The sequence below is a fragment of the uncultured Tateyamaria sp. genome (genome assembly GCF_947503045.1).
GTDB lineage: Bacteria > Pseudomonadota > Alphaproteobacteria > Rhodobacterales > Rhodobacteraceae > Tateyamaria.
On the sequence record NZ_CANNCF010000001.1, the window covers coordinates 1 to 22220 of the forward strand.

Genomic DNA, 22220 nt, shown 5'->3' on the forward strand with positions numbered 1-22220 from the left:
CGTTTCGGTCCCATAGTCGGTCTCCTTTGTTGCAGTAAATGCTATCAAAGGAGCGGCATCAAACCGCGACAGATCCATACGGACCGAGGAATTTGGACGATCGACGCCATGAGTTTGGCGTCTAGCCATATGACCAAACAGCGAGCTCAAGAGTTCATTTTTGCGCGAGAAACGGAGGCCTTGGCTGCCGCTGATTTGGATATTCTTAAGCGTGCACTTGATCGCTAAGAATAGCTGCAAGACACTACAAAAGAAGAGTGTTTCCAGCGGATACGCGGCATCCAACGGCGAACATTCGTTGCTCTATCGGCCGATACTCTCTGAGTTGTGAAGCTATTGCTTGAAGCAATTCTCTCGATGCCAGACCACAAATTCTGTTCTAGGCTGGTTGGCCAGACGCTGAGGTGACAAAAGTCTTCCGGACGCATTGATCATAGCTGTTACGGCTTCTAGGTCGTTGCTTTGCCTCGACACGAGTATGGAAAGATCATCGGCAAGCCCGATCAGGCCTCTGTCAAACATCCAATGCGCGGTTCCGGATAAGGCTAACCCATTGCTCACGATATCAGGGCCGTCACTTTCTACCGGCCTGATATGGGCTGCCTCTACCTCAGCACGCCCGCCGCCATTAATCAGGCGCAGTCCTGTAATCGCGCAACGTTCGCCATAAGCGCGAAGAACATTTTTTCTGAAGTTGCGGTCGCGCACGGCACGGTTGGTCAACTGGTTGACGCGATCCCGCGCTGCAAGATGCTGAAAGGGTTCCTGCGAGTCTTGGAGTCCGGGCATCTGGCTTGTCGGATCTACCCGAGGTAGAAAATCATCGTCTTGGCCAAGCCCACGCTCCACGATCCGGGCGAAATCCTCTGCCGAGAGTGGCCGTACCGCAGCCTGAGCACGTCCGGAAATGTTCCCTAGATCATTCAAGACGCCTTGCTCAACGATGCCGTCAGTATCGCGGAATGGAACCGGGTCGCCAAAGTCGAGATAGGTCCCGGGTTCGATGACGGCCAGATACATATCTGAGCTGCGCGGATCCTCGATGATTTCTTGCACCTTAGCGACGGCAAAGTAGCCTTTGGTATTTTTTACTTTGGTGGGTTCAAGGTAGACGATCCAGTCGCCTTCACACTGCTGAACACGCGTCAGGTATTTTTTAGGGAACTGGTATCGTTCCGATGGGACGTCATCGTAGACAGAGTCTGTCCTGTGGATGAACACCCCGAACGTCACGCGAATTGGCCTCCCCGGCAGACAGGTTGGAGCCAAGACTTAATCGCATTGGACCGTTCCCCGCATGCCTGAAGAGCTGTGAAGCAGCGTTTTGTGTTTTGCTCACTCAGCAATCAAACGTTCCATTTTTTTGCTCGCGAAATGCAAGGTCAGAACTGAGCCGGTCAGCAATGGAACGAGAGCGCCCGCCACGGCAACACAGACGATCAGGCATGCTGTGAACCAACTGAAGTCGGTGCCGTTGGTAAAAAGGCTGAAATGAAGAAAGCCCGCCAGATACAAGGCGCTGACGCCCACATATACATCGTACAGAGGAGATAGCGGGTCGATAGCAGATCGTTGCGCTCGTTCCAAAGCCGCCCGGCGGATACGCTTCCAGCTTTCGCTTGGTTTTTGCATTTGCTTACTCCCTTACAAGTTCGATCCATGTGTGAACGTCATCGTCGGTTACTTCACGCCCTTCTATGTGTGACTGGTACCAGCGGGCGACGATGGCCCCGCGTTTCTCGCTTTTGATTTTGATGGCTTCCTCGTTGAGATGTTGATCGAGCGAGGTCTCAATCCTCTTGAGCGCGTCGAAGTCGTGGGCTGCGCGGACCGCCTTGGTTCCTAAGAGTATCCAGGCTGCGTCCACGTCGAACCGTTCAGCCATAGCGACCAGAGCTTCAATCGGCAGGCCGCGCTGGCCCTTTTCATAGCTGTGATATGCGCGATGAGAGACCCCAATCGCCTCTGCCATGGCGGTTTGAGTCAGGCCGACTTCATTGCGCGCAATCGCAAGGCGCGCACCCATGGCAGTGAAGACAGACTTAGAATCCTGCGCCATGCAAGGTTTCCTATTGACGAGACTGTCAAATCGCGCGAAACTGCACAAAATGACGTATAATTACATTCAAACCCATCTGACCACGTCAGAAGGTGCGGAACAAGCGATTCCATGCGTACAGCGAATTCAACTCTTCTGGATAAGGACGACTGAAATGGCAGAGATCGATAAAACAGACAGCTCGCAAATCTTAGGACTTGGGAAGACACCAGCTCAATGGGTTGAGATTATGGCAGAGCGAGAGATTGAAATCTCCGAACGCACATTGCGTGAGCGGGCAAATGACACCGGCGCGTTTTATCGGCTGGGGCGCACCATGCTGATCACACCTGCACAGATCGACACCATTTTTGAGAGAGGCCCGTCATGCCGACCAAAATCTATAAGCGGGGCCGATACTACTATGTCTACGGGACGATCGAATACAACGGCAGACCGATCTCACGTAAATACCGCGACAGCACTGGGTCGACTACAGAAGCAGGTGCACGGGACTGGCTAGCGCATGAGACCGAGTATCAAATTCGTCAGTACTTGCTTGGAGATGAGCCAAGCAAAACGTTTTCAGATGCCATCATGCTTTACAATGCCTCTCCGAAAGCGGCCAAGCAGTTGATCGAAATTGTTAAGGAGATTGGCGATACGCCACTAAGAGCAATTTCTGGTGCGCTGCTAAAAGGGTTAGGGCCAAAGCTGAAGCCGAAGGCATCTACCGATACATGGTGGCGTGAGATTGTGACACCCGCCAGTGCGGTGATCAACAACGCGCATGAGTTGGAGGGTACGCCGCTGATACGGGTGAAGCCGTATGACAAGTTCGAACGGATTGCCCAAGACAGGCGGCGTGGGAAGCTCAGCAGGGTGGAACGAACCCCAGCGGACAAGGAGTGGATCGAGGCATTTTGCAGCGCAGCCGATCCGTACAACGCGGCGTTGGTCCGGTTCATGTTCGAGACGGCGGCACGGATCGATCAAGCCGTGTCGTTGGAGCCTGACGATCTGCGGCCCGCCGAGAACAAGGTCAGGGTGAAGGCACAGAAGGGACACCCCGAGAGCTGGATCACCGTTTCGCCTCAAATGATGGACGAGCTGCTGGCATTGCCAGCGAAGCGGCCCAAGAATCGCAAGACTGGCAAGTTCATGAAGCCGCGTGTGTTCGGCTATGGAAGCTCGACTGGCTACAACACGCGATGGAAGACCATCTGCAAGCGTGCAGGCATCCAGTACCTGTCAGCCCACCCAGCGGGGCGACACGGGTTCTTCACTGAATTGGTAGTCCGCCAAGGGGTCGATCCAGTCACTGCAGCCAAGGCTGGACGCTGGTCAGACCCGAATTTACCCATGCGCATTTATGCCCACGCAGAGACAGATGAGGCTGATGTCAGGGCTCGTTTTCGTACAAACCATGTACAGGAAGACCTTGTACAGACACCCAAGAAACGGAAATCAAAGAAGGAATAGCGATATGAACGGTTCCCTCCTAAGGGGCAGGTTGCAGGTTCGAATCCTGCCGGGGTCGCCAGATGTGCTGAAAAACCGGGCAAAACCAGCATGTGACAGATGTGCGCTGCGTTGGCGGGCAGCAGGTGCCAAGTGATCGCAATTTGGTTCTGCACCGGTCGTTTAGACTTTGTTGATCAGAAAAAGCGCGTTCAATAACTATTTAGAAACAAGGTTCACTCCAGCCACGTCCGATAGTCGCTGACCAGCAGGCGCGTGGGGTCGACGTCTTCTTCGATGTTGGCAAAACGGCCAATCGGTTCTCGGAAAATATTATCCGTTTCATCGTCGTTCACGGTCGAGACTTCGCCAATCAGCACGTCGCCGCCGTCGCCCCAAAAGGCGTGCCAGTGGCCGGGCAACAGCGTGACGCTTTCTCCGGGGGCGAGGCGCAGTTTTTCACCGGGGCCAAAGTCGCGCCGGATGCCATCGCAATAGACCGTGCCGCCCTGATCTTCTGCAAACTGGCCTTGAGGGTCCGAGCCGAACAGTTCGACCACAAGCGTGGCGCCGCCACGGTTGATGATGTCCTCGGCCTTCAGGATATGGGTGTGCATCGGGCTGATCTGGTCCTGTTTGGAGATCAGCAGCTTTTCCGCATAACACATGCCACCACCGAGCTGCAGGTCGGCCAGCCGCCCATTGCGCAGGGTGAACAGGAACAGACCCATTGTGTCGTACTGGCCCGCGCCATAGTCGGTGATGTCCCAGCCGCACCGTGCATCGATCACGTTTTTCGCAACGTCCTTTTGGGCTTTGAACGCATCGGGGCTCCAATAGGCGAAGGGCGGCATGACAAACCCGAAAGAGCGCATGAAAGTGTCGGACTCGGCAATGATGTCGTTAATGCGAGAGCGTTTCATCGGCCGGAAACTCCTTTTGATTCATGCGTATCGGCGCGTCGTCTGCACCGCCATGGGTGTCCGTGCTGGATCATCATACAATCATGAGCCGCACTCTGAAATCTGTTTCCATTGGTCTTTTCCCAGCGGGAGGGAGCCGAGGGCGGGCAAGCCAATTGGATAGATAATGTCGGCGGCGCATCTGGGATTGACGGTGGGAACGGTCAGCCATGCGACCATCGAATACTCGGACATCAGCGTGGCGTCGGTCCATCGAAACACCTGATTCAGTCTGTCTTGCCTTGTCGCGCAATGCGGATTTGATCGCGCAGACATTTGTGGTCGAGTGGCCACAGAACCTCTGCGAGACGCTAATGGCGGCGGCGGTCGGCCGCCTGGCTAAGAGGCGCGCAAAGGTGCCATGCATCGCAGTATCCGCCCCGAACACATCGCGGTCACCGATCTGGGCGCGGGTCATCGCTATGGGGTCGCGCAGGTCAGTGACTGTCTCGGGGCAGACATTCCCACTATGTCGATTGCGCCCCCGCTGGGGTCGCTGACCGTGCGGACATCCGGGGGTACCCGGATGTCGAAGGGCTATGCGTTGGAGCAGACCGAACCGCCCTCGAAAGCGCCGCGCTTCAGGACGTTTCGGTGCAATGGCGACGGAAGGCGCGTTTCAGCATATCAAGCTCGGCGCGCAGCAACTCGACCTCTGCACGCAGATCATCGCCCAGAACCTCACCCGCGATCAGGGTAAAATGCCCAAGGGTCTCGTCATTTGTACCGTCCGAAATCACAAAGACCTGCACACCCTCTGAAATCGCCGAAACAGGGATCGGGACCTGCAACAACCACTGCCCCGCAGTGCTGGTTTCCTGCAGGTCGATGTCTGGCACGGTCACATCCAGATGGGTGACGCGAATTTGCGGCACGCCGCTGCCAGTCTGTTGCACCAGCCCTTCCCAGACGCCCTGGCGCATTTTGGTCGGTGTCAGTGTCAGGGTGCTCATGCGCGTTCCTCTCTCACAATGCCGCGCGCGGGCGGCGCGAGAACGTCAGATCGCGCAGGGTGATCTGGTTCATTTCAGGTCCCTCGAAAATCAGATCGATCCACGCTTTTTCAATCCGCTTTTCGTTCAGCTTGGAATAGGCGAGGTCAAATTCGACCGTCACATCCTGTTCGTTCAGAGGCAATTCGCGCACGATCTGTTCTGTATTGGGACCATGGCGGATGTTGAGCCGCCCAAAGATTTCCAGCGGCTTTTCCATCTCGACAATGGCGTTCATGCCCACAAGGTGGGTTTTGCGCAGCCCCTGCACGGCCACTGGCGGCAGGTCGATCACCAGCGACAGGAACGAGCCGTCGAATTTGAAAACATCCATCCGCAGCCCGTAAGGCGCGATGTCGCGTTCACGCTGGTTGCGGATCTGGCGCAACGTCAGTTCGCTCAGGGCGCAGTCGTGGAACACGGTCACTTCGCTGCCCAGCATGGATTTGGATTGCACGGATGACGCACTCGCCCCGGTCAGCGATCCGCGCCACATTTCCGGGCGCCACGCCCAGTCCGAATTATGCGGGCGCGAAAAATTGGTGGACCCGATGGCAGGCAGGGCCAGTCGCTCGTCGCCAATGTGGATCAGACGGTCAAGGTGGCTGCGCAGCAACCGGGCCGAACTGCGCAGGGCGCGCAAGTCACCAAGGCTGGCATCCTTGGCCGTGCGGGCGGCACGGGCCCAACGGCGCATCGCCCGCTTGTGCGCGAGTTTTTCGATATACCTGATCGTTTTGCCTGCCATGTACCTGCGCCGTCTCTGGCTGCCCCTGCTGTGTGGGCTTTCTTATCTATGCCAAAGGTTTCTTTGAAATAAACTGTGCAATTGTCAGTTCACCACGGGTTTTGCCTGCGTCGTTGCAGAATTGTCCTGAGCTTTGACGGCCTCGGCGGCGGTTTGGGCGCGGGTGCGGCGCATGGTCTGGGCCAGCAGATCCGGCGCGCGTTCGCCCAGGGCGGCTCCATCGGCGGGCTCGTAAATGGCCAATCCTACAACCTGGCCTCCGACCTGTCCGATGGCCCGCCAGTACACGTCCCGCATTTCGGCGCTGGGGGGCTTACCCTTGACTTGTAACAAGGTCAGCGTCTGGCCCTGACGGCGATCAAGGATGGTTTCATCTTCCGGTCCGGACACGGAAGCGCTGTCACCCGGCGCAACGGCGGCGGCGGTGATCAGGGCCAGTGGAGCCCCGAAGGTGGCCGTACCACCCAGCGTGTCACACCGCGCCATCAGCGCAAAGCGGGCGCGCAGGCTGCGTTTGTCGACGCAATACCCGACCGGAGGCACGATGGTCACCGCCCCCCGCGCCAGTTGCGCAAAGGGCAACCCGCTGCCCGGAGCCGCGCCGCCTGTGCTGGCGAAGTCATCGCAGCTTGCCAGGGCCAGACATATGGCCCCGGCGCAGAGCGCCTTAGAGATCCATGTAATCATGGCGTTCGGCCTTGGCGCCGGGATGAGTCACGGCCCCTTTATACGCGCCCCCGACAAGTTGAGCGTATTTCCACAACGCGCCGGAGCCATAAAGCGTCTCGCGCGGACCTGCCCACGCGGCTTTGCGTTCGGCCAGTTCCTCGTCCGAAAGATCGACGTTGATCGACCCTTCGATGGCGTTGATGGTGATCACATCCCCGTCTTTCAGCAACGCGATGGGTCCGCCATGGGCGGCCTCGGGGCCAACGTGGCCCACGCAGAACCCGCGCGTTGCACCGGAAAAGCGGCCATCGGTGATCAGCGCCACCTTCTTGCCCATGCCTTGCCCGGACAGGGCGGCAGTTGTGGCCAGCATCTCGCGCATGCCGGGACCGCCTGCAGGGCCTTCATTGCGGATGACGAACACATCGCCTTCGGCGTAAGTGCGGTTCTGCACGGATTCGAACGCATCCTGTTCGCACTCAAAGATGCGGGCCGGACCGGTAAAGATTTGGTGCTGAGGTTCGATCCCGGCGACTTTCACGATGGCACCTTCGGGGGCCACATTGCCCTTGAGGCCCACAACGCCGCCAGTCTTGGTGATCGGTGTTTCGACCGGATAGATGACCTTGCCATCCGCTTCGAGCGTGTTCTTGTCCAGCTCTTCGCCGATGGAATAGCCCGTGGCAGTCATGCAATCCTCGTGAATCAGACCGGCCTTGCGCAGTTCTTTCATCACCACAGGCACGCCGCCAACCTCATAGAGGTCCTTGGCCACATACTGCCCGCCAGGTTTGAGGTCGACGAAATAAGGCGTGTCGCGGAAGATTTCGCAGACGTCCTCAAGGAAAAAGTCGATGCCCGCCTCATGCGCCATGGCAGGCAGGTGCAGACCGGCATTGGTGGACCCGCCGGTGCAGGCCACGATGCGCGCGGCGTTTTCGAATGCTTCGCGGGTGCAGATGTCGCGGGCGCGGATGTTCTTTTCGATCAGGTTCATCACGGCCGCACCAGAAGCCTTGGCGTATTCATCGCGGGACTCATAAGGGGCGGGCGCGCCGGAGGAGTTGGGTAGCGCAAGGCCAATGGCCTCGGACACGCAGGCCATGGTGTTGGCGGTGAACTGGCCGCCACAGGCCCCGGCAGAGGGGCAGGCGACGCGTTCGAGAATTTCCAGCTCGGCCTCGGTCATCGTGCCGTTTTGCTGATGGCCGACAGCTTCGAACATGTCCTGCACGGTCAGGTCGCGGTCAAGATAGGCGGGGGGCACGGCGGCACCGGATGCCACACGACCCGGCAGAATCGATCCGCCATACAGGAACACGGAGGGCACGTTCAGACGGATCATCGCCATCATCATGCCCGGCAAGGATTTGTCGCAACCAGCCAGACCCACAATAGCGTCATAGCAGTGGCCGCGCATGGTCAACTCGACCGTGTCCGCAATCGCCTCGCGCGAGGCCAGGGACGAGCGCATGCCCTCATGGCCCATGGCGATGCCGTCGGTCACGGTGATGGTGGTGAATTCGCGCGGCGTGCCCGCAGCGCCCTTGACCCCGACCTTGACGGACTGGGCCTGACGGTTCAGCGCGATGTTGCAGGGGGCGGCCTCGTTCCAGCAGGTGGCGACACCAACGAGGGGCTGATGGATTTCTTCCTCGGTCATGCCCATGGCATAGTAATAGGACCGGTGCGGCGCGCGGGCGGGGCCCTCGGTCACATGGCGGCTGGGCAGCTTGGATTTGTCGAACTTGCCGTTTGGCATCGGGCCTCTCCCTCAAAACATTTGCACCGGAATAGCCATTGGTCCGCGCCGCCGCAAGCGCCACACGCGGTTGCATTGCACTGTGGGTGCCACTAGGTAAACCGAACGGTTCAGGCGGGCGCTCGGTCTCTGCCAGACCACCGGGCACAGCCGATCAGGACGATTGCATGGATTCCAGCCTTTTCGCTTTCATCTGGAAGCATTCCAAACGAGATCAGCTTTTGCTGCTGGCGCTGACCGTCGTGACGTTTCCGTTTCTCTACGTGACGCTGGAACTGCCCAAGCGGATCATCAACGATGCCATCGGTGCGACGGACAATATCGTCAATGTCTTCGGCATGGAACTGACCCAGATTCAGTTCCTGTTGGCGCTGTGCTTTGGTTATCTGGCCTCGGTTGTGTTGCATGGCCTGCTCAAGATGCGCCTGAACACCATGAAAGGTGTAACGGCCGAGCGGCTTTTGCGTCGCTTCCGGTTCCAATTGATTGCGCGGATGTTGCGCTTCCCGCGCAGTTATTTCCGTTCGACCTCGCAGGGCGAGCTGGTCAGCATGGTCACGTCCGAGGCCGAGCCTATGGGCGGGCTGATGGGGGATATGGTCGCCCAACCGGTCTTTCAGGCCGGTCAGATGTTCATCATCCTGATCTTTCTTTTTGTGCAATCCTTCTGGTTCGGGCTGGCCGGCATCGCTCTGATCCCTTTGCAGGCCTGGCTGATCCCGATGCTGCAGCGGCGCATCAACCTGCTGAACAAGGAACGTATCAAGGAAATGCGCGCGTTTTCGTCCGAGATTGGGGAAAGTGCGGCGGGAATCTCCGATCTGCGCACCAATGGTGGCCTGCGCTATCGCCTTGCGCAGTTCACCGACCGGTTGGGGCGGCTGTTCAGCATCCGCTTCCAGATCTACCAAAAGAAATTCTTCATGAAGTTTCTCAACAACTTCATCACCCAACTTACGCCCTTCTTTTTCTATTCGGTCGGGGGGTATCTCGCCATTCAGGGCGAGATCACGGTGGGCGCGCTGGTCGCGGCCCTCGCGGCCTACAAGGACCTGTCGAGCCCGTGGAAAGAGCTGTTGTTCTACTACAACCAGACGCAGGACATGGCCGTGCGCTGGGAGGTTGTGACCGAACGCTTTGCCCCCAAGGACATGATCGACGAGACGCTGTTTGAAGGCGAGCCGGAAGAGGTTCCGCATCTGCGCGGTGACATCGTCCTCAAGGACGTGACGGTGCGCACGTCGGACAACAACCCGGTGCTGGAAAACATCAACCTGACGATCCCGAAAGGCGCGCGCGTCGCCATTCAGGCCAAAAACCAGACCGAACGGACCGCACTGGCCGAATTGCTGACCCGCGAGGTGCTGCCGACGCGCGGCAAGATCGAAATGGCGGGCAATGATCTGTCCAAAATGCATCAGGCCGTGATCGCGGCGCGGATCGGCTACGCCCACTCGCGCCCCTACCTGTTTGACGGCACGCTTGGCTCGAACCTGTTGATGCCCCTGATGACCAGCCCACGCACGGTGGAATGGGTGCGCGACAAACGCGACCGCGAACAGAACGAGGCGATCCGGTCGGGCAACAGCCGTGACCGCATTGATGCCGACTGGGTTGATCCCGCACTTGCTGGCCTCAATGACGCGGACGATATCCGCCAATGGTGGTTCGAACTGGTGCAGGCGATGGGCATTGATGATTTCATGTTCCGGCGCATGCTGACCAGCCGGATTGACCCGGACATGCATCCGGACCTTGCCAAGGCGATTGTGGCCCTGCGCCCGATGGTCGAACAGCGGCTGCAGGACAAGGGTCTGATCGACGAGGTCCACCGCTTTGATCCCGACACTTTTAACCCGGCTGTACCGCTGGGGGGCAACCTGCTTTTTGCCTCGCCCAAGCGCGAAATCAGCCAGGAAGGGCTGGCCGCGAACACGGTGTTCATCAACCTGCTGTTCGAACACGGGCTGGCCGAACAGGGCATCGCGATCTCGCAGACCCTGATCGAGACCCTGCACCAGACCTTTGGCCGCGACGGGACGAGTCACCCACTGTTCACCGCGCTCAACATTGACGAGGCGATGTATGAGCGGCTAGTCGACATTGCGCAGCGCCGCCGTGAACGGGGCGATGTGGCACTCACGGATGACGAATTCGCGCTGCTGCTGACCGTGCCCTTTGCCTTTACCGCCGAACAGATCGGCCCGGCCTTTCCTGACAGCTTCAAGAAAGAGATCGTGGAAATCCGCAAGGCCAGCGGCGTGGCCCTGCGCTCGCAGACCGAGGATTTCTTTGTCGCCATCGACCCCGAAAACTACCTGCCGCGGCTGACGCTGCTGGAAAACGCGCTTTATGGGCGGATTTCGATGGTGGCAGGCCTCAAGGGGGAGTTGATCGAAGACCTCGTGGCCGACCTGATCAAGGACGAAGGGTTGCGTCGGCTCGTGGCGGAAACCGCCTTTGACATTCCGACCGGCCTTGGTGGCACCAACCTGCCAACCGTCTTTCATGAACGCGCGGCATTTTCACGGGCCGGGATCAAGCGGCCTGATGTCCTTGTGCTGGACCGGGCCCTTGCCTCGCACAGCGCCGAACAGCGGCGCAAGACACGCAACGCCCTGCGCGATCTGTTGCCCGATTCCACGCTGATCTTTCTCGAAGAGAAGTTTGATAACCCAGACGCCTACGATCTCTTTGTCGAAATCAAGGATGGGCGCATCGATGGGGTGCAGAGCAATGACGACGAAGAGGGCGATGACCTCAGCCGGAAATTGCGGGTGATTTCACGGACCGACCTGTTTTCCGAACTCAGCACCCGCAACCAGCGCCTGTTGGCCTTTGCCGCGCAGTGGTACACGGCAAAGGAGGGGCAGCGCATCTTTTCGATGGGCGAAAAACCGGACGCGGCTTATTTGTGCATCTCGGGTGCGGCGGTGATGACTTATGACACCGAAAATGGCGAACGCCCCGTCACCACGGTGGAGCCGGGACGGTTGATCGGTGACCTTGCCATCATCACGAATGAACCCCGCCAACTGCACCTGACGGCGACCAAGGAATCCGCCTTCCTGCGGATCGGGGCACCTGAATTCCGCGCGGTTGTGGAAAATGATCCGACGGTTTTGTTCAGCCTGTTGCAGACCGTGGCGGGGCACCTGACGGGGGCCGCCGAATTGTTGCGGCAGGCCAATATCGCCATTCCGCAGGACGAGGGGCCGCCTCCGCCGCCACTGGATGAATGAGCGTCTGGTCCTTTGACTATCACCCGCACGACCGCTTTGTCGCGCCTGCGCGCGGCACGGCGCAGATTTGGCGGTTGTCCTTTGGCCTTGTTTTGGCGGCAGGGATATTCCTTGTCCTGAGCAAGCTGATGCTTGAGACCATTTTCACGCTGATGGACCCCGTTTCGGTACGCGTGATCCTGTCGGATGGGCCAACTGCGCAGACGGCTGCCGGAATGCTGATCTTGCTGTGCCAACTGGGTCTTTTGTCAGTGGCCGCGGCCTGTGTAGTCGTCATGGTGCACAGCCGAAGCCCGGCCACGCTGATCGGCGAGCCGGGACTGGCGCTGCGGCAGTTTGTCGTTGTCGTCCTCGGAATGCTGGTCCTGATTGTGGTCCTTCTGATCTTGCCGCCTTATGGATTTGGCGCGCCACTCGAACTCAACATGAACGTGGGGCGCTGGCTGCTGTTGCTGCCCTTTTCACTGATCGCAGTGTTGATACAGACCAGCGCCGAAGAGATCTTTTTCCGTGGCTACATCCAGCAGCAACTGGCTGCCCGGTTTCGATCCCCGCTGATCTGGCTGATTGTGCCTGCCGTCTTGTTCGGCTTTGCCCACTACTTGCCCGAAAGCACCGGCAGCAATGCCTGGACGATTGTGGCCTGGGCCACGCTGTTCGGCATCCTGATGGCCGACCTCACGGCGCGGTCCGGCACGCTGGGTCCGGCCATTGCAGTGCACTTTGTCAACAACCTGTCGGCCATGCTGATCATCAGCGTTCCGGACGAGATGTCCGGCCTTGCGCTCTACTTGTTGCCCTTTGGCATGGGGGACGAGGCACAGATGGCGGCATGGCTTCCCGTCGACTTCGGCTTTGTGCTGGTCAGCTGGCTGGTGGCCCGTCTGGCCATCAGGGCCTGATTGCATTTGCGCCTTGGCCGGATTATCTGAAACATGAGCGACGCAGCAGGAAGACCCCATGAACTGGATCAGCAACTATGTCCGGCCCCGGATCAACTCGATCTTTTCGCGTCGCGAAACGCCGGACAACCTGTGGACCAAATGCGATGAGTGCGGCACGATGCTGTTTCATCGCGAACTCAGTGACAATCTGAACGTCTGCACCAATTGCGATCACCACATGGCAATCACCCCGCGCGACCGCTTTGGCGCGCTGTTTGATGGCGGGATCTATGCGCAGGTCACTGTGCCAGCGCCCATCGCCGACCCGCTGCAATTCCGCGATCAAAAGAAATACCCCGACCGCATGCGTGCCGCCCAAAAGGCCACCGGTGAAAGCGAAGCCATGCTCGTTGCCGCGGGCGAGATTGGCCGCACGCCGGTCATTGCGGCCGCGCAGGACTTTTCTTTTATGGGCGGGTCGATGGGCATGTATGTGGGCAACGCCATCATTGCCGCTGCGCAAGAGGCGGTGAAACTCAAGCGCCCACTGATCCTGTTTTCCGCCGCAGGCGGCGCGCGCATGCAGGAGGGCATCCTGAGCCTGATGCAGATGCCGCGCAGCACCGTTGCTGTACAGATGCTGAAAGAGGCAGGCCTGCCGTACATCGTCGTGCTGACCCACCCGACGACGGGCGGCGTGACGGCCTCCTATGCGATGCTGGGCGATGTGCATATCGCTGAACCCAACGCCCTGATCTGCTTTGCCGGGCCGCGCGTTATCGAACAGACCATCCGCGAAAAGCTGCCCGAAGGGTTCCAGCGCGCTGAATATCTGCTGGATCACGGCATGCTCGACCGCGTGACCAAGCGCACCGAAATGCGCGCCGAGCTGATCACGATCACCCGTATGCTGATGGGTCTGCCCCCAGCTGTGATGGCTGATCTGCCTGCGCCCACGACCCCGGTGTCCTCGGCCGAGGCCGAAATTGACGGCGACAGCGCCAAGCCATGACGGCCCCCAATTCGGACGCCATCCTTGCCCGGATGATGGCGTTGCACCCCAAGATCATCGACCTCACGCTGGATCGTGTCTGGCGGCTGCTGGATGCATTGGGCAATCCGCAAAACGACCTGCCGCCCGTGATCCATATCGCGGGAACCAACGGCAAGGGATCGACTCAAGCGATGATCCGCGCCGGGCTTGAGGCCGTGGGCCATCGTGTCCACGCCTACACCTCGCCGCATCTGGCCCGCTTTCACGAGCGCATCCGCCTCGCGGGCACCCTGATCACCGAAGAAGCGCTAACCGACCTGCTGGATGAGTGCTACGGTGCGAACGGTGGCGCGGACATCACCTATTTCGAGATTACGACTTGCGCGGCCATCCTCGCCTTTGCTCGCACGCCCGCGGATTACACGTTGCTTGAGGTTGGCCTTGGCGGGCGGCTGGACGCCACGAATGTGATCGACGCACCCGCGCTGACCATCATCACTCCCGTCTCGATGGATCACGAGGCCTTTCTGGGCAACACGATCGAGGCCATCGCGGGCGAAAAGGCGGGTATCATCAAACGCCGCGTGCCGGTTGTGGTCGGTCCGCAGGACGAGGCTGGGCTTGATGTGATCGAAGACCGCGCCAACCGCCTTGGCGCGCCGATCCTTGCTTATGGGCAGCACTGGCATGCCAGCCCCGAGCGGGACGGGATGATCTATCAGGATGAAACGGGCCTGCTCGACCTGCCGCGCCCGGTTTTGCCCGGCGATCACCAGATTCAGAACGCAGGCATGGCGCTAGCGGCCCTGCGGCATTTAGGCTGTGACGAGGCGGCGTGCCAGGCGGCAGTGACGCGTGCCGCATGGCCGGCCCGGATGCAGCGCCTGCGCACCGGCCCGCTGGCCGAGATGTCGGTCGCATCAGGGGCCGAGCTGTGGCTGGATGGCGGGCACAATCCGGCTGCAGGTAATGCGCTGGCCTCAACCCTGCGCGGCCTGCCCACGCGGCCCACACATATGATCTGCGGTATGCTGAATACCAAGGACGTGCGCGGATACCTTGCACCCCTCGCATCGGTTGCCGACAGCCTCACCGCGCTGTCGATCCCGGGTGAGGCGGCGACATTGCCCGCTGCGGACACAGCGCAAGCCGCGCGCGACGTGGGGTTGGACGCGACGGATGCGCCGGACATCAAGGCCGCATTGTCGTCGATCCTCGAAAAAGAGCCACAAGCGCGCGTACTGATCTGTGGCTCGCTTTACCTTGCGGGTGCCGTGCTGCGCGAAAACGGTTAGGCAGCCCACCCGTCGCTTTGCATCTCGCGCAGACGCGAGGCGGTGCGCTCAAATTCGAACGTGCCTTCGCCTTCGAGATACAGCATTTCCGGAAGTGCCGCGGCGGAACAGATCAGGCGCACATGCGCCTCGTAAAGCGCGTCGATCAGCGTCACAAACCGCTTGGCCTCGTTGAAATTGTTTCGCGAAAGACAAGGGATATCGTCGATCATCAGCACCTTGCAGGCCTCTGCAATGGCCAGAAAATCACCCGGACCCAGCGGCTGGGCGCACAGATCGTAAAAACTGGCGCGGCCCACACCATTGCGGAACTCGGGGATGGTGACGGTGCGCCCTTTCAGGGCGATGCCGAGAGGCTGCGCCTCGCCGCCCTTGAGGTCGGACCAGATCGCATCCATTTCGCGCCGAGCCGCGCCGCCCAGTGGCGTGAAATAGGTCGGGCTGCCGGTCAGGCGGTCTTGCCGGTAGTCCGTGGGCGAGGCGAGTTCCCACACCACCATCTTGTCCTTTAAAAGATCGATAAAGGGCACGAATAACTGCCGGTTCAGCCCGTCCTTGTAGAGGTCATCGGGAATGCGGTTCGATGTGGTCACCACCACGACCCCGGCGGCAAACAGCGCCTCGAACAGGCGCCCCACGATCATCGCGTCCGTGATGTCGCTGATCTGCATCTCGTCAAAGGCGAGAAGGCGAACCGAGGCGGCCACATCCGCCGCCACAGGTGCAATGGCATCGTCGACACCTGTCTTGCGGGCCTCGTGCATGGCGGCATGGATTTCCTGCATGAAGGCGTGAAAATGCACGCGCCGCGCCGGAGCCTCGACATGAGAGACAAAGAAATCCATGAGCATGGATTTGCCGCGCCCGACCCCGCCCCACAGATAGAGACCCTTGGGCGGCTCGGGTGCCTTGCGGAACAGCCCGCGCTTGACCGGTTCGGCGAGGGCCGCGCGGATACGCTCGAATTCAGGCAACACGGCCTCTTGGGCGTCGTCGCGTTTCAGCGTGCCTGCGGCGACAAGGGCCTGATATTCTGTGATCAAATCGTTCATACCCGTCCGTCCTAGCGCGCCACTGCCCGGCTGAAAAGCCAACACAGTTCACGGATCGTGATGCGCTGCGAAAATTTCCTGATTTGACGGCCTCCTCGGCTACGGTCACTCTGGCCAAACGTATTGGAGACCCGCCCATGACAAGCCGCACGCCCCTGTTCACACCCGTCCTGATCGTGGGCTGTGTGATCATCATCATCAGCTTTGCGGTGCGCGCGAGTTTCGGTGTCTTCCAGATCCCCATCGCCGACCAGTTCGGATGGGCAAGGACCGAGTTTTCGCTCGCAATCGCCATCCAGAACCTTGCCTGGGGCATCGGCCAGCCGCTCTTTGGCGCGCTTGCGGAAAAGATCGGGGATCGCCGCGCCATCATCATCGGGGCGCTGGTCTATGCGGTGGGGCTTGTGCTGTCGGCCTGGTCGGTGACGCCACTGGAACACCAGCTTTATGCGTGGCTCGTGGGCTTTGGCGTCGCTGGCACCGGCTTTGGCGTCATCCTTGCCGTGGTGGGTCGCGCCTCAAGCGAGGAAAACCGCTCGATGAGCCTCGCCATCGCAGCCGCCGCCGGGTCCGCCGGTCAGGTCTTTGGCCCGCCCGTGGCCGAGTGGTTGCTGGGTGTCATGGCCTGGCCCAGCGTGTTCATGATCTTTGCCGCGCTGATCCTCACCACGCTGCTGGCCTTGCCGATGATGCGGGTGCCGCAACCCGCCAGCAAAGCCGAGCTTGAGGAAAGCATGGGCGAAATCCTGATCAAAGCCCTGCGCGATCCGTCCTATTTCCTGATCTTCATCGGCTTTTTCTCCTGCGGGTATCAGATTGCGTTCATCACCGCGCACTTCCCCGCCTTCGTGACCGAACTATGCGGCCCGATCTTGCCTGGTGGGACTCTGGACAGTCTGGGCATCTCGACCACCTCTGCACTTGGGGCGGTGGCTATTTCGCTGATTGGGCTTGCCAACATCGCGGGCACGCTGGCCGCAGGCTGGGCGGGCAAACGCTATTCGAAAAAGTACCTGCTGGCGGGCATTTATGCCGGGCGCACGATCGTCGCGTCCCTGTTCATCCTGTTCCCGATCACGCCTACTACGGTGATCATTTTCTCGGTCGCCATGGGCACGCTGTGGCTGGCCACGGTGCCGCTGACCAGCGGTCTGGTCGCGCATATTTACGGGGTGCGCTACATGGGTACGCTCTATGGGATCGTCTTTTTCAGCCACCAGTTGGGTTCGTTTCTGGGGGTGTGGCTGGGTGGTCGGCTCTATGATCTTTATGGCACTTACACGCAGGTCTGGTGGATCGGTGTCGCCATTGGCGCCTTCAGCGCCATCGTGCACCTGCCGATCCGGGAACGGCCTATGGGCCGGGCGGTTCCGGCCTAACCGCGCGTGGCTTGCATCGCCTCAAGCACCTGATCAGTATGGGTGTAGGTCAGCCCGTGCCCGGCCCCGGGGATGATCACCTGCCGGGCGCGCGGGTTCCACTTGGCCAGCTTGTCCTTGCCGGTCGGGGCCACAACGTCATCCGCCGCACCCCAGATCGCGAGCACGGGCAGGCCAGCCTCGGCAATCGCCTTGTGCTCGGCCTTGGCCGTGCCCCTCAGCACGCCGCGCAAAGAGGACAGAATGGCCGGAAAATAACCGCGCCGATCCGTCTCGGCGTGCTGCATTTCATTGATCCCTTCGACACTGCCGGACAGGCCCGCCTCGGCGGCAATCCCCTTGCGCAGGGTGAACGGATACAGCAGCAAGAACAGCCAATCGCCGATCAGGGGCCAGTCAAGTGCTGCCCGGACGCGGCGGCCGGAGATTTCTTGCATCCCCGCCGGGGCGAGCAGGATCAACTGCCGGACCTTGCCGGGATAGGCGGCGGCAAAATGCGTCGCAATCGCCCCGCCCATGGAATAGCCCAGCACCGTCAGCGGCTCGTCCACCTGTTCGTGGGCCAAGAGGTCGGTCATCTGTTGAAGAAAGAATGCCGCGTCCTGTTTGCCCCGCACCGTGTCCGACAGGCCCCGGCCATAATGGTCATAGACCAGCACCCGGAACCCCATCAGCGCCAACCCCTTGGCCATGCCGCGCCAGACATAGGAGGACGTGCTGAGCCCATGGATACACAGGGCCACCGGCCCCCGTTCCGGCCCCAGCCAGGCGTAATGGGTGGTGCCCTGGGACAGCAGGGCGAACTTGCCCGGCGCCTCGCGGCGCTGCCGTTCCGAGACAGGGTTGCGCATCCACTCGATGGTCAGGGGGATCGCAAGGATGCCCAGCAGGATGATCACGACCCACATCACTGCGCGCGCCACCGATCAAGGATATAGCGGCTGGTCATCAGGTCCAGATGCGCGCCGCCGCCGTTCTTGAAGAGGGTGATGTCATCCGGCGCGCGCGTGAACGCAGGCAGGTCATAGTAGTCGGCCAGCAGGTGGTCGCGCGGGATAGTGCCCGCCTCCAGCGGGATTTTGACCTCGCCGATATGGCCCACGGTGGTGTTAAAGCTGTCAACAAACACGCGGGAGGCCAGCAAGGCCGCATCATCGACCTCGCGCATGTCAGGGCGATAGGCGCCGATGAGGTCGATATGCTGACCGGGACGCAGCCAAGCGCCCTTGATCAGCGGCTCGGTGGACATGGTGGCCGAGGTTACGATGTCGGCGGCATGGACCGCGTCGGCCAGATCGTCGGCCACAGCCATACCTGGGCGTTCCATCGCCATGGCCTCGGCGTTGGCGCGGGTGCGGTTCCACACGGTGAAATGCGCGCCCGGAAAGGCGGCTGAATAGGCGTCGTGAAGGGCGCGCCCCACGGTGCCCGCCCCCACGATCAGGATCGAACGGCTCGCCGGGTTGGCGAGGCGCCGGGCGGCCAGCAGACTGTCCCCGGCGGTTTTCCACTTGGTCACGAGGTGAAAATCGACAATCGCCTCAAGGGTGCCATCGGCGTCGGAATAGAGGGCCACGCCGCCATTGATCATCGGCGCACCCTTGGCCGGATTGCCGGGAAAGACGGTGGCGGTTTTGACGGCCATGCCCATCCCGTTGATCCAGGCTGCGCGAGACAAGAGCGTGTCGGGATCGCGATAGAGGAACGTATCGCCGATTTCCGCCTTGGGCAGTTCGTGCCCGGCCGCCAGCGCATCCGTCAGGCCAATCCAGTCGAGCAGCGCCTCGCCTTCTTCAAAGGGGATAAAAGGAATGTTCATGCGGCCTCTGCCCTGTCCAGCAACCCTTCGTCGACCAGACGGTCGGCCCAGCCTTGCGGGCCCTCAAACAGATGCGTGCGCCAGCCGCGCGCGTCGGCCGCAGCGATGTTGTCGGCCCGGTCGTCGGTAAAGATGAGGTCGGCCCCACCCATCCCGCTGGCCTCTTCGAGCATCTCATAGATCTGGGCGGCAGGCTTGATCACAGCCATATGCCCCGAGATGAAATCGCGGTCAAAGGCGCGCAGGAACGGGTAGTGGGTAGCGGCAAAGTCATAGCTTTGGATGCCGAAATTCGTGAGGGAAAAGACCGGGATTCCCTTGGCCTGCAACGCGCCCATCAGGCGGACGGAATGGTCGATCACGGGCGAGGCCATCTCGATCCAGCGGTCGTGCCACATGCGGATTTCGCTGTGCCAGTCGGGGTATTCCTCGGCCGCGGCATAAATCGTGTCGGTGAAGTGGTGGCCCAGATCCACCTTGTCGTTCATCGCGTGCAGATCGACGGCGGCGAACATGGCGCGACGCCGCTCCTCGCCGATGACGCTGTCATAGAACCGCTCGGGCTGCCATTCGATCAGCACATTGCCGATGTCGAAAACCACTGCCTTGATGCTCATCGCTGTGCTGCCCTCAATTCGCGTTCCAACGCGTCCAGAAAACGCGATCTGTCGGCTTTGGTAAAGCCTTTGCCGCCGCCCTGGCGGAATGGATCAGCTGCGCGCAGGTCGGCCATCAGGTCGCGGGTGGCCAGGACGTTGCCGATATTGGCCGCCGTCAGCGCCTCGCCGTTGTGTTTGAGAACCCGTGCGCCGGCCTCGACACATTTGGCGGCGAGCGGGATGTCACCGGTGATCACCACGTCGCCCGGGCCAGCCCGTTCGGCAATCCACATGTCGGCTACATCCGGGCCTGCATCCACGATCACGTTTTCAACCAGCGGGTTTTGCGAGGGGCGCAGACCGCCGTTGGAGACGACCTTCATCGCCACCTTGTGCCGCGTCGCCACGCGCTCGGCCTCGGCCTTGACCGGGCAGGCATCGGCATCAATGAACAGCGTAGTCACGCCCAAAGCTGCTCTGCATGAAAGGCCACGTGATCCTCCATGAAGGTCGAGATGAAGAAATAAGAGTGGTCATAGCCGGGCTGCATCCGGAACGTCATTTGCTGCCGGCGTGCGGCGGCAGCCTCGGCGAGCGCCTCAGGTTTGAGCAGGTCAAGGAACTGATCAGACGTGCCGGTATCGATCAGCATCGGTCCGCCAAACCCGTTTGCGCGCATCAGATGGGTGGCATCATGGGGCGACCATGCATCTTCATTGTTCCCCAAATATGCACCGAGCTGCTTGCGCCCCCAGTCGCTGGCGCAGGGGTTGGCGATGGGCGCAAAGGCCGACGCGGATGTGAACCGTCCCGGCGCGGACATTGCCATGGTCAGCGCCCCGTGCCCGCCCATCGAATGCCCCGTGATCGCCTGGCGGTCCATATCGAGCGCAAAGCTCTCGCCCAGAACGCCCGGCAATTCGTCCATGATGTAGTCCCACATCCGGTAATGCGGCGCCCACGGCTTTTCGGTGGCATTCACGTAGAACCCGGCGCCCTTGCCCAGATCATACGCCTCGTCATCGGCTACATCGTCGCCCCGCGGCGAGGTGTCGGGAAAGACCAGTGCGATCCCGTGTTCGGCAGCCCATCCCTGTGCGCCTGCCTTGGTCATCGCGTTTTCATGGGTGCAGGTCAGACCCGACAGATACCACAGCAGGGGCACCGGCCCCTCGCGCGCTTCGGCGGGCAGGAACAGACCGAATGTCATGTCGCAACCGCAGGCGGTCGAGGCGTGGGTGTAGACCCCTTGGGTGCCGTCAAAGCAGGCGTTTTCGGATTGGGTTTTCATCGCGCATGTCCTTTCGTTTGTTCATCGCTAGCGGGCGGGGGCGCATGCGGCAAGTTCAGGACGCCTCCGGCGGGCATATTTATGGAACAATGAAGGCCATGGGGCTGATCCATGCGATCACCGCCGTGAGGGTCGCGATGCTGAACGCCGTGGAAAACAGGATCGCTGCAGAGACCCGTTGCGGGGCCACGCCGTAGTGTTGTGCGAGCATGTAGATATTGCCCGCCACCGGCATTGCTGCGCAGGCGATGATCATGGCCGCCCCGAACGGTTCGACCCGAAACACGAACAGTGCATAGATCGCGACGGCCAGCGGGTGCAGCACCAGTTTGCAAAAGCTGAGCCAGCCCGCAATCTGTACCCGCTCGGCAGATTTCGAGGCGAGCGAGGCGCCGATGGCAAAGAGCGCGCCGGGCGTGGCTGCGGCACCAAGGATGCTGAGGAAGTCGTTCATCGGGGCGGGGATCGGGATGCTCAACCCGGCCCAGAGCAGACCGAGCGACATGGCCACGATCATCGGGTTCCTGATCAGGCCCAGCCCGATTGTGCGCAGGATCGAAAGGGACATCCGCCCATCCCGCCCGATGGTGATCAGGATCACGATGAGGCTGGAAAAGACGATCAGATCAGTCGCCAGCACCAGCATCACAGGCCCAATGGCCTCTGGTCCGAACAGCAGCGCAAGCATCGGCAGGCCGAGAAAGCCCGCATTGCCGATCACGGCGCATTGGGCCTCAACCGCGCCGGTCTGGAGGTCCAGCCGCCTGATCCGCGCCACTGCCGTGGCGATCAGGTAGACGACGAGCGTGCCGCACAGATAGGCGCCAACCAGCTTGCCGTCCCAGACCTTGGCCAGTTCCAGATTGGCGGCAAAGCGGAAAATCATCGCGGTCAGGGCAAAGTAGAACACGAATTTGGTGAGGTAAGCCGTCGCTTCCTCGGTGAAGAACCGGGTGCGTCCGGCCCAGTAGCCCAGACCGATCAGTGCGAAAAAGGGCAGAGTTTTGAACAGGATCGCCAGCATGCGCCCAGC

At 60.7% G+C, this 22220-nt stretch carries 22 protein-coding genes; 6 read left to right on the forward strand and 16 right to left on the reverse strand.

The genetic code is table 11. From position 1 onward, the window contains the following. From Q1A89_RS00005 to Q1A89_RS00020, 4 genes are all read right to left on the reverse strand, one after another. On the reverse strand, positions 1 to 285 hold a 285-nt coding region (locus Q1A89_RS00005), incomplete at its 3' end, for a hypothetical protein (protein WP_299721879.1). 48 nt (positions 286 to 333) lie between these two features. After that, the gene (locus Q1A89_RS00010; protein WP_299721882.1) at positions 334 to 1233 is read right to left on the reverse strand and encodes an HNH endonuclease; all 900 of its coding nucleotides are present in this window, start codon (positions 1231 to 1233) and stop codon (positions 334 to 336) included. A 102-nt stretch (positions 1234 to 1335) separates the two neighbouring features. After that, entirely contained in the window at positions 1336 to 1632 is a 297-nt protein-coding gene (locus Q1A89_RS00015) for a hypothetical protein (RefSeq protein WP_299721885.1), read from the reverse strand. Positions 1633 to 1636: 4 nt separating this feature from the next. Then, positions 1637 to 2059, reverse strand: coding sequence for a helix-turn-helix transcriptional regulator (locus Q1A89_RS00020; RefSeq protein WP_299721888.1), 423 nt, complete (start codon positions 2057 to 2059; stop codon positions 1637 to 1639). A gap of 366 nt (positions 2060 to 2425) precedes the next feature. Here Q1A89_RS00020 and Q1A89_RS00025 point away from each other — a divergent pair, with 366 nt between their 5' ends. Further along, a complete protein-coding gene (locus Q1A89_RS00025; RefSeq protein ID WP_299721891.1) occupies positions 2426 to 3520 on the forward strand; it encodes a tyrosine-type recombinase/integrase in 1095 nt (364 codons plus the stop codon). Positions 3521 to 3735: 215 nt separating this feature from the next. Here the strand turns inward: Q1A89_RS00025 and Q1A89_RS00030 are convergent, their stop codons facing one another. From Q1A89_RS00030 to ilvD, 5 genes are all read right to left on the reverse strand, one after another. Beyond that, complete coding sequence (locus tag Q1A89_RS00030) at positions 3736 to 4422, reverse strand: D-lyxose/D-mannose family sugar isomerase (RefSeq protein ID WP_299721894.1); 687 nt, start codon at positions 4420 to 4422, stop codon at positions 3736 to 3738. Positions 4423 to 5042: 620 nt separating this feature from the next. Further along, positions 5043 to 5414, reverse strand: coding sequence for a hypothetical protein (locus tag Q1A89_RS00035; RefSeq protein ID WP_299721897.1), 372 nt, complete (start codon positions 5412 to 5414; stop codon positions 5043 to 5045). Positions 5415 to 5427: 13 nt separating this feature from the next. Then, entirely contained in the window at positions 5428 to 6201 is a 774-nt protein-coding gene (locus tag Q1A89_RS00040; RefSeq protein ID WP_299721900.1) for a DUF6478 family protein, read from the reverse strand. 84 nt (positions 6202 to 6285) lie between these two features. Next, complete coding sequence (locus tag Q1A89_RS00045; protein WP_299721903.1) at positions 6286 to 6888, reverse strand: hypothetical protein; 603 nt, start codon at positions 6886 to 6888, stop codon at positions 6286 to 6288. Continuing rightward, positions 6869 to 8632 (reverse strand): dihydroxy-acid dehydratase, encoded by a 1764-nt coding sequence (gene ilvD, locus Q1A89_RS00050; protein WP_299721907.1) that lies wholly within the window; start codon positions 8630 to 8632, stop codon positions 6869 to 6871. Before ilvD ends, Q1A89_RS00045 begins: the two co-directional genes overlap by 20 nt. 167 nt (positions 8633 to 8799) lie before the next feature. Here ilvD and Q1A89_RS00055 point away from each other — a divergent pair, with 167 nt between their 5' ends. Genes Q1A89_RS00055 through Q1A89_RS00070 form a run of 4 tightly spaced genes read left to right on the forward strand, consistent with a single transcriptional unit; the run spans position 8800 to position 15047 of the window. Beyond that, positions 8800 to 11874, forward strand: coding sequence for an ABC transporter transmembrane domain-containing protein (locus tag Q1A89_RS00055; protein WP_299721910.1), 3075 nt, complete (start codon positions 8800 to 8802; stop codon positions 11872 to 11874). Then, positions 11871 to 12776 (forward strand): CPBP family intramembrane glutamic endopeptidase, encoded by a 906-nt coding sequence (locus Q1A89_RS00060; RefSeq protein ID WP_299721913.1) that lies wholly within the window; start codon positions 11871 to 11873, stop codon positions 12774 to 12776. Before Q1A89_RS00055 ends, Q1A89_RS00060 begins: the two co-directional genes overlap by 4 nt. Positions 12777 to 12834: 58 nt before the next feature. Further along, a complete protein-coding gene (accD, locus tag Q1A89_RS00065) occupies positions 12835 to 13770 on the forward strand; it encodes an acetyl-CoA carboxylase, carboxyltransferase subunit beta (protein ID WP_299721916.1) in 936 nt (311 codons plus the stop codon). Beyond that, on the forward strand, positions 13767 to 15047 hold the full coding sequence (locus Q1A89_RS00070; RefSeq protein WP_299721919.1) for a folylpolyglutamate synthase/dihydrofolate synthase family protein: 1281 nt from the start codon (positions 13767 to 13769) through the stop codon (positions 15045 to 15047). Before accD ends, Q1A89_RS00070 begins: the two co-directional genes overlap by 4 nt. On the opposite strand, the gene zapE is transcribed toward Q1A89_RS00070, so the two are convergent. After that, on the reverse strand, positions 15044 to 16099 hold the full coding sequence (zapE, locus tag Q1A89_RS00075; protein ID WP_299721922.1) for a cell division protein ZapE: 1056 nt from the start codon (positions 16097 to 16099) through the stop codon (positions 15044 to 15046). The two genes, Q1A89_RS00070 and zapE, sit on opposite strands and share 4 nt — an antisense overlap. A gap of 137 nt (positions 16100 to 16236) precedes the next feature. Here zapE and Q1A89_RS00080 point away from each other — a divergent pair, with 137 nt between their 5' ends. Continuing rightward, positions 16237 to 17478, forward strand: coding sequence for an MFS transporter (locus tag Q1A89_RS00080; protein ID WP_299721925.1), 1242 nt, complete (start codon positions 16237 to 16239; stop codon positions 17476 to 17478). On the opposite strand, the gene Q1A89_RS00085 is transcribed toward Q1A89_RS00080, so the two are convergent. From Q1A89_RS00085 to Q1A89_RS00110, 6 genes are all read right to left on the reverse strand, one after another. Then, entirely contained in the window at positions 17475 to 18386 is a 912-nt protein-coding gene (locus tag Q1A89_RS00085; protein ID WP_299725995.1) for an alpha/beta hydrolase, read from the reverse strand. The genes Q1A89_RS00080 and Q1A89_RS00085 overlap by 4 nt on opposite strands. Continuing rightward, positions 18386 to 19297, reverse strand: coding sequence for an ornithine cyclodeaminase (locus Q1A89_RS00090; RefSeq protein WP_299721928.1), 912 nt, complete (start codon positions 19295 to 19297; stop codon positions 18386 to 18388). The genes Q1A89_RS00085 and Q1A89_RS00090 overlap by 1 nt, the downstream gene beginning before the upstream one ends. Further along, entirely contained in the window at positions 19294 to 19914 is a 621-nt protein-coding gene (locus Q1A89_RS00095) for an HAD-IA family hydrolase (protein ID WP_299721931.1), read from the reverse strand. The genes Q1A89_RS00090 and Q1A89_RS00095 overlap by 4 nt, the downstream gene beginning before the upstream one ends. Beyond that, positions 19911 to 20360 (reverse strand): YaiI/YqxD family protein, encoded by a 450-nt coding sequence (locus Q1A89_RS00100; RefSeq protein WP_299721934.1) that lies wholly within the window; start codon positions 20358 to 20360, stop codon positions 19911 to 19913. Before Q1A89_RS00100 ends, Q1A89_RS00095 begins: the two co-directional genes overlap by 4 nt. Beyond that, a complete protein-coding gene (gene fghA / locus Q1A89_RS00105) occupies positions 20357 to 21187 on the reverse strand; it encodes an S-formylglutathione hydrolase (RefSeq protein WP_299721937.1) in 831 nt (276 codons plus the stop codon). The genes Q1A89_RS00100 and fghA overlap by 4 nt, the downstream gene beginning before the upstream one ends. A 79-nt stretch (positions 21188 to 21266) precedes the next feature. Continuing rightward, the gene (locus tag Q1A89_RS00110) at positions 21267 to 22211 is read right to left on the reverse strand and encodes an AEC family transporter (protein WP_299721940.1); all 945 of its coding nucleotides are present in this window, start codon (positions 22209 to 22211) and stop codon (positions 21267 to 21269) included. Between the last annotated feature and the right edge of the window lie 9 nt (positions 22212 to 22220).